Raw genomic sequence first — 6,490 nt, 5'->3', positions numbered from 1 at the left:
AGGTCGAGCGGGGCGTAGCCGATGGCGAGCGAGACGGCGAAGGCGGCGATCACCACCAGGGCGAGGCCCGCCAGCAGCAGCCCGTGGCGGTCGGCCCGCGCCGCATGGGCGAGCCCGGTTTCGGCGGCGACGCTCATCGCGGCGCCTCCGCCGCGTCGGCCAGAATGTCGAAGGCGTCGGCGAGGCGCGGGCCGTAGCAGGTCCAGAGCTTCGGCGGGACAGCGGCGATGCGCACGCGGTCGCCGAGCTTGCGCAGCGCCGGGTGGCGCAGCATCTCGGTCGCCATGGCCGGCGGGCCCGCGCGCTCGCCGTCCACGATCAGCACGTCGATCCCCTTGGCGATCACCAGCTCCAGCGGGAGCTGGCCGTAAGTGTCGAGTTCAAGCTCCGCCACCACGTTGACGAGGCCCGCCCGGCGCAAAAGCTCGTCGATCAGGGAGCCCGGCCCCGCGCTGAAGCCGTTCGGCCGCAGCACCGCGGCGCGCGGCCTCGGCTCGCGGGGCGTGATCGGGCGGGACAGGCGGCGGTCGAGTTCGGCGATCATGGCCTCGCCCCGGTCGCCATGGCCGATGGCCTCCGCCACGCGGCGGATCTCCGCGCGCACGCCGTCGAGGGTGCGGGGCGCGTCCGCGTCCACCACGGGCACGCCCACGCGCCGCAGCATCGCCACCGACTGCCGGGAGGTGTAGCGCCCCGCGAGCACCAGATCCGGCCGAAGGCCGATGACCTGCTCGGCGAAGCCGTGGGTCGCCGGGACGCCGCGCGCCTCCTCGGCCACGTTGGAGCCGGCCGAGAGCGTCGACAGCCAGGTGACGCCCGCCACCTGCGACGGATCGCCGAGCCGGATCAGCAGCTCGTCGGTGCAGAGATTGATGGAGACCACCCGCGCCGGCGCGGCCGCGGCTGGCGCGGACGCGATCAGCCCGAGCGCGAGCAGCAGGCCGCGCAGGCGCCGGAAGCCGCCGTGACCATCGCCGCCCGCCGTCATGCCCGAGCTTGCCTCGGGCATCCACGACTTCAACGTTTGGGCGTCCGCCGAAGGGGAAGTCGTGGATACCCGCGCGAAGGCGCGGGCATGACGGAGATCGGACGCAGCATTCCGCGTGAGGGGGCGCCGCCGCTCAGCCATGGCGGAACCCCCTGCCCTGTTCGTCGATCGCCTCCGGCGCGCGGCCGAGCCAGCGGCGGGAGATCGCCCGCCAGGTGGCTAGGCGCGTGAAATCGGGCGTCTCGGACAGGCTGTCGTCGTCCTCGATGAAGGGGTTCGGGAAGAAGATCGAGATCATCGGCTCGCCCGCGCCGTTCCACATCTCGAAGCCCCAGGTCACCGGCCTGCCGTCGCGGCCGTAGCCCCGGAACAGCTGGGCCTTCGAGGGCTTGCGCCGCGCCGTCAGTGCGGGCGAGACCGGGAACCGCTCGGACCCCCGGTTCTCGCCGATGCAGAGATGGAAATGGCCGCCGGACCCGAACATGACGGTAAGATAGCCGTCGAGCAGGCCGATCGACTGGGGCGCGGAAGGACACTTCCACTCATAGGCCGCGCCCTCGATCAGCGGGCCGAAGCGCACGCTCTGCCAATGGTTCTCGAACACATCGCGGAGAAACGCCTCCAGCGTCGGCTCCTCCGCGGGCAGCGACCAGATCTCGCGCGTCAGCGCGCCGCCGTCGCCGCGCAGAGTTTGGGTCGGCGCGCGGGGCGCAACGGGTTCGAGCACGATCATGCCATGCCTTTCGACGGGGGAGGATCGCCCGGCGGACCGGGCGATCCGGTCCGGGATCAGAACGAGACCTTCACGCCGCCATAGGCCGCGCGGCCGGGCGCGTTGTACGTGAACACCTCCTCGTACCGCCTGTCGAACAGGTTCTCGACCCGGCCGTAGACCTCGGCGTTGGGGTGGATCTTGTAGGCCGCGCCCAGGTTGACCAGCGTGTAGGCTTTCAGCGGCCGGAGCGTGCGGGCGTAGGTGACGGCGTCGAAGGCGTAGTCCTTCTGTTTGCCGTTGTAGATCACGCCGAGGTTCACGTTGGCCCGGTCGTCGAGGAAGGCGTAGTTGACGTTGAGGTTGCCGACGTTGCGCGGCCGGCGGACCAGCTCGACGCCGGTCGGATCCTCGCCGTCCGAATAGGTGTAGGCCGCGCGCACGCTGAGCCCGTCGATCGGGCGCAGGGTGACGCCGAGCTCCACGCCCTTGATCCGCGACGTGCCGTCGAGGTTGATCGGCGTGGTCACATAGGCGCCGCTCGGGGTCTGGGAGCTGCGCGATGAGATCAGGTCGCTGACGCGCTGCCGGAAATAGGTCGCCTCGACGGTGACGCGGTCGTCCCAGAACGGCTGGTCGACGCCGATGTCCCAGCCGCGGGTCTTCTCCGGGCTGAGCGCGGCGTTGCCGACGTAATTGCCGTAGAAACCGAAAAGCTCGAGGATCGTCGGGTTCTTCACGCCGGTGCCGAAGGAGGCGCGGAGCTTGGTCTTGGTGGCGTCGAACGTGTAGGCGGAGGCGAGACGGTAGGTGGTCTCGTCCCGGAAGCGCTCGTTGAAGTCGTGCCGCACGCTTCCGGTGACGAACAGGTTCTGGAACAGCCCGAGCTGGTACTGCCCCACGACGCCGGTGTTGGTGATGGAGCGTCGCACCGGCCCCTGACCGCCGAACTCCGGCGCCTGCCACTTGCTCTTGCTGACCACGTGGTCGCGCTGGGTGTCGGCGCCGAAGGTCAGCACATGGCTCGCCGGCAGGCCGCCTTCGGTCGAGAAGCGGTAGTTGGTCTGGTAGTCGAGCTTCACCGTCTCGCCCACCGTGGACGAGCTGCGCCGGTCGTCGGCCTCGTAGTTCCGGCGGTCCTGATGGGTGTGGGACAGGCCGAGCACGTGGTCCCAGGCGCCGTCGAGCAGCGTGGCCTTGCCCTGCACCCGCCCGAAGAACTGCTTTCCGCGCTCGTAATCGCCGGACTCCACCGCCGCCGCGTAAGGAAAGCCCTGCGCCGCGCCAAAGTTGTCGCGATCGGCCCGGAAGCTGGTGTAGCGGGCGACGCCGGTCAGCTCGAACATCTCGCTCGGCCGCACCGAGACCTTCGCCAGCGCGCCGCCGCTCTCATAGCCGTCGCGGTCGCGGAAGCCGGCGTTCCAGGCGTCGCGCTTCTTGGCGACGGAGATCCCGTCGGCGTGGAACAGCTGGGTCGCGAACAGGTAGTCGTAGGCCTCGGTCCCGCCGGACACGGCGGCCGAGCCGTTGAGCGTCCCGAACGATCCGCCCTCGACCTGGCCGCGGAAGGACGGCTTGCCGTCGCCCCGGCGGGTGACGATGTTCACCACGCCGCCGGCGGCGTCGGAGCCGTAGAGCGCGCTCTGGGGCCCGCGCAGCACATCCAAGCGCTCCACCTCCAGCGCCAGCAGGTTGGCGAAGTCGTATTCGCCGCTCATGCCCGGATCGTTCATCTCGATCCCGTCGATCAGCACCAGCGTCTGGTTGCCTTCCGAGCCGCGGATGCGGATCTGCGTCAGCGCGCCGACCGGGCCGGTGCGGCTGACCGCGACGCCCGGAAGCTCGCGCAGCGCGTCGGACACCACGCGGATCTGGCGCGTCTCCAGCTCCTCGCGCGACAGCGAGGACACCGCGCTGCCGATGGCGGCCTTCGGCCCCTCCACCTTGTTGGCGGTGACGGCGAGCTCGGGCAGCGCCTCGGAGGCGGCGGGCTCGGCCTCCGGCGCATGCTGGGCGCGCGCGAAGGACGGAGACACGAGGGAGAGCGTGAGAGCGGACAGCGCGGCGACGCCGCCGTCGCGAAGGAGAGGAACGAGCATCGAGACCCCGGGCGGGACGAGTGGCACGTCACCGCGAACAGGAAGCCTCGCCGACCGGACGAAGCGCTCTACGCCCCAACCGATGGTTCGCCCACCATCGGTGCACCCCGCCCGACGCGTTCGCGTGTGACCACACGGATGACGGCAGGTCTCCTGACTCACGGGTCTGCGCGCCTTCGTCGCCTTCCCAGATCCCGCAGGACCCAGTGGCGGATGACGAGGCGCTCGCCGTTCACAGTAGCGGGGGCTGCCGCAGGATAAGGCCGGATGGCCCGCACTGCGTTCCCTTTTGATCCCCGAGGGGAACCGTCAGGCCGGACGCTATGGCGAAACTGTGGCCGCGGTCAATGCGACCTCGGTCGGTGACGCCGGTTCTGTCGCTGGAAAGCCACGGCGCGCCGGAACCCCGCGCGGGTCAGCTCCTGTCCGGTGTCGGGCGATCCCGCCATATATGATCCAGCATGTCCCGGAAGAAGCGGTCCGCCTGTTCGCGTTCCCCCGCCTCGGGGCGCGGAACGCGGGCGCCGAAGGTCTCGTCGGCGCGCCGGAACTCGTCCGCGATGAAGCCGATGATCTCCGGCGGCGCCACCGCGGCGCCGAGCTCGCGGGTCAAGGCCTTGCGGGCGATCAGATCGGCCATGATGGCGGCCACCGCCGGCGGCGGATCGCACTCGGCCATCAGGGTCTGGAACCGCATGGGCGCCACCGCCGCGTCCGGCCGCAGCCGCAGCCAGCGCAGGGCCGCCGCCGGCCGGACCATGTAGAACAGCTTCTTCAACGCGATCGGCTGGCCGTCGCGCAGATGTTGCTCCTGATGCGCGTAGCCGAGGCCGCGATAGTGGCGGGCGATGCGGTCACGGTCCGCCACCTGCTCCGCGAAGGCGAGGAACGCCGCCCGGAACCGCTCGTCCACACCATAGGCGATCGGCGAGGTCAGCCATTCGATCACCACGGCGTTGCCGTTCAGCAGCAGCCGAATCGCCTTGGCGAGGTCCCAGCCGTTGACGTCGAGCTCGCCCTCGATCGGCGTCTCGATGACGTCGCGCAGCGGCCACAGCGAGAGATAGCGCTCCGGCCGGTGGGCGTAGATGAAGCGGCAGTCGTAATCGCTGTCCGGCGAGGGAAAGCCCCAGGCCCGGCTGCCGCTCTCGATCGCGAGCGGGATCGCCACGCCGTGGGCGGCGCGGATCTCCGCGAGCCGTCGGTCGACGCCCGCGACGGCGTCCGCGTCCATGTCCGCAGGTAAGGAACGGCCGAGCATCACGCCTCCCGAGCGCCGGCGGCCGCGTCGCCGCCAAGTGTCGCCGCCAAATGTCCTGCCGCGTCGGCGCGCGGAAGTCCAGCGCCCGTGAGACGCCCACCTTAGAACCAGTCTAAATTATTGAATTTGCTATGGAATACGACCTTTCCTATAAGGACCCATGCGCGAGCGTCTGGGCCGTCCGTCCCGCCTCGCGCGGCGACGCCTTCACTGTTCGAGCGGCCATGACGTCCTGGCGAACCTCCCTCGGTCTGCTGTTCGTGGACCATCGCGCCCCGCTGGAGCGGCTGGTGGGCCGTCGCGTGCGCGACCGCGAGACCGCGGCCGAGATCGTGCAGGACGTGTTCGCGCGGGTGTGGCGGGCGGGCAGCGCCGGCTCCTCCGACGACGACCGGCGCATTCTCTATGCGGCCGCCCGCAACGCCGCGGTGGACCACAATCTGGCCCAGTCGCGCCGCGGCCGCGCCCTCGCCCGGCTGACGCCCGAGCAGCTCATGCAGGACGAGGCCGCCCCCGACCAGACCTTCGCCTCCCGCGCCGCCCTCGGCGCGCTCGAAGCCGCGCTCGCCGACCTGCCCGAGCGCACGCGGGAGATCTTCATCGCCCGCCGCCTGAAGGGCGAGAGCAACGCCGTCATCGCGGCCCGGCTCGGCATCTCGGTGCGGGCGGTCGAGAAGCATCTGGTGCGCGGTCTCGCCCAGTGCCGCGAACGACTGTCGGGCCATCTCGACGACGCCTGACGGCCCTGCCCCAGCCTGCGCCCTGCTCTCCCCGCCGCGCCGCGCGAGTGCGCCGCCGGGTGTTTGTCTATCATCGCGGGAGCGCGCAGCAGGGTGGGCGACGAAACGCGCCACCCTCTTGTCCCGGCCTTGAGCCGGGACCCAGACACGCTGGTTCCGCAGAATGAGCCTCGACAGCCGGGACGCCCTGCCCCCCACGTCGGCGGAAATGGGTCCCGGCTCAAGGCCGGGACAAGGAAGAGGGCGCCGCCGAGTGTTTGTTTATCGTGGCGGGAGCGCGCAGCAGGATGGGCGACGACACGCGCCACCCTCTTGTCCCGGCCTTGAGCCGGGACCCAGACACTCTGGTTCTGCAGATTAAGCCTCGACAGCCGGGCCGCCCTGCCCCGAGCGGCCGGAAGACGGAGCGGACGAATTTTTTCCCGCCGCCATGTTCGCCTTTCCAGCCGCCGTTCGTTCTGGATAAGGGAAGGCTGGAAGTTTTCTAAGGTCGAGCGGTGAACCAGACGAACATCGACGCGGACGCCGCCGAGGCGCGGAGGCTGACGCCCGACCAGCGGGCGGCGGCGGACGCGTGGCTCATGCGCCGCGACGGCGAGCACGGCGCCCGGGACGAGGCCGACTTCGAGGCCTGGCTCGCGGCCGATCCCCGGCACGCCCTCGCCTATGCGGAGAGCGAGCGTCTGTGGG

General features: G+C 70.8%; 6 protein-coding genes and 1 riboswitch. Of the genes, 2 read left to right on the top strand and 4 right to left on the bottom strand.

Features of this window, described 5'->3' with window-relative positions; all coding sequences use genetic code 11:
• Positions 1–133: 133 nt before the first annotated feature.
• From ACFQ4O_RS13500 to ACFQ4O_RS13485, 4 genes are all read right to left on the bottom strand, one after another.
• Positions 134–1,009 (bottom strand): ABC transporter substrate-binding protein, encoded by an 876-nt coding sequence (locus tag ACFQ4O_RS13500; RefSeq protein WP_378776215.1) that lies wholly within the window; start codon positions 1,007–1,009, stop codon positions 134–136.
• 112 nt (positions 1,010–1,121) lie between these two features.
• Positions 1,122–1,715, bottom strand: a complete 594-nt coding sequence (locus ACFQ4O_RS13495; RefSeq protein ID WP_378776214.1) for a DUF7676 family protein — start codon at positions 1,713–1,715, stop codon at positions 1,122–1,124.
• Between the two features lie 62 nt (positions 1,716–1,777).
• On the bottom strand, positions 1,778–3,799 hold the full coding sequence (locus ACFQ4O_RS13490) for a TonB-dependent receptor plug domain-containing protein (RefSeq protein WP_378776213.1): 2,022 nt from the start codon (positions 3,797–3,799) through the stop codon (positions 1,778–1,780).
• A 126-nt stretch (positions 3,800–3,925) separates the two neighbouring features.
• A riboswitch (cobalamin riboswitch) is annotated at positions 3,926–4,125 on the bottom strand.
• A gap of 89 nt (positions 4,126–4,214) precedes the next feature.
• The gene (locus ACFQ4O_RS13485) at positions 4,215–5,060 is read right to left on the bottom strand and encodes a nucleotidyltransferase domain-containing protein (RefSeq protein WP_378776212.1); all 846 of its coding nucleotides are present in this window, start codon (positions 5,058–5,060) and stop codon (positions 4,215–4,217) included.
• A 224-nt stretch (positions 5,061–5,284) separates the two neighbouring features.
• Between ACFQ4O_RS13485 and ACFQ4O_RS13480 the strand changes: the two genes are divergently transcribed.
• Together ACFQ4O_RS13480 and ACFQ4O_RS13475 are read left to right on the top strand one after the other, a co-directional pair.
• Positions 5,285–5,800 (top strand): RNA polymerase sigma factor, encoded by a 516-nt coding sequence (locus tag ACFQ4O_RS13480; protein ID WP_378776211.1) that lies wholly within the window; start codon positions 5,285–5,287, stop codon positions 5,798–5,800.
• 497 nt (positions 5,801–6,297) lie between these two features.
• The coding region (locus ACFQ4O_RS13475) for a FecR/PupR family sigma factor regulator (RefSeq protein WP_378776209.1) at positions 6,298–6,490 on the top strand (193 nt) is incomplete at its 3' end.

This window comes from Methylopila musalis (genome assembly GCF_042679725.1).
GTDB classification, from domain to species: domain Bacteria; phylum Pseudomonadota; class Alphaproteobacteria; order Rhizobiales; family Methylopilaceae; genus Methylopila; species Methylopila musalis.
Note: the sequence above shows the minus strand (reverse complement) of the source record. Positions and strands in the feature narration are given on the sequence as shown.

What these genes read in the sequence shown, in the direction of transcription:
- ACFQ4O_RS13500 (WP_378776215.1), bottom strand. Translation starts at nt 1,009, where the DNA reads ATGCCCGAGGCAAGCTCGGGCATGACGGCGGGCGGCGATGGTCACGGC.
- ACFQ4O_RS13490 (WP_378776213.1), bottom strand. Translation starts at nt 3,799, where the DNA reads ATGCTCGTTCCTCTCCTTCGCGACGGCGGCGTCGCCGCGCTGTCCGCT.
- ACFQ4O_RS13485 (WP_378776212.1), bottom strand. Translation starts at nt 5,060, where the DNA reads ATGCTCGGCCGTTCCTTACCTGCGGACATGGACGCGGACGCCGTCGCG.
- ACFQ4O_RS13480 (WP_378776211.1), top strand. Translation starts at nt 5,285, where the DNA reads ATGACGTCCTGGCGAACCTCCCTCGGTCTGCTGTTCGTGGACCATCGC.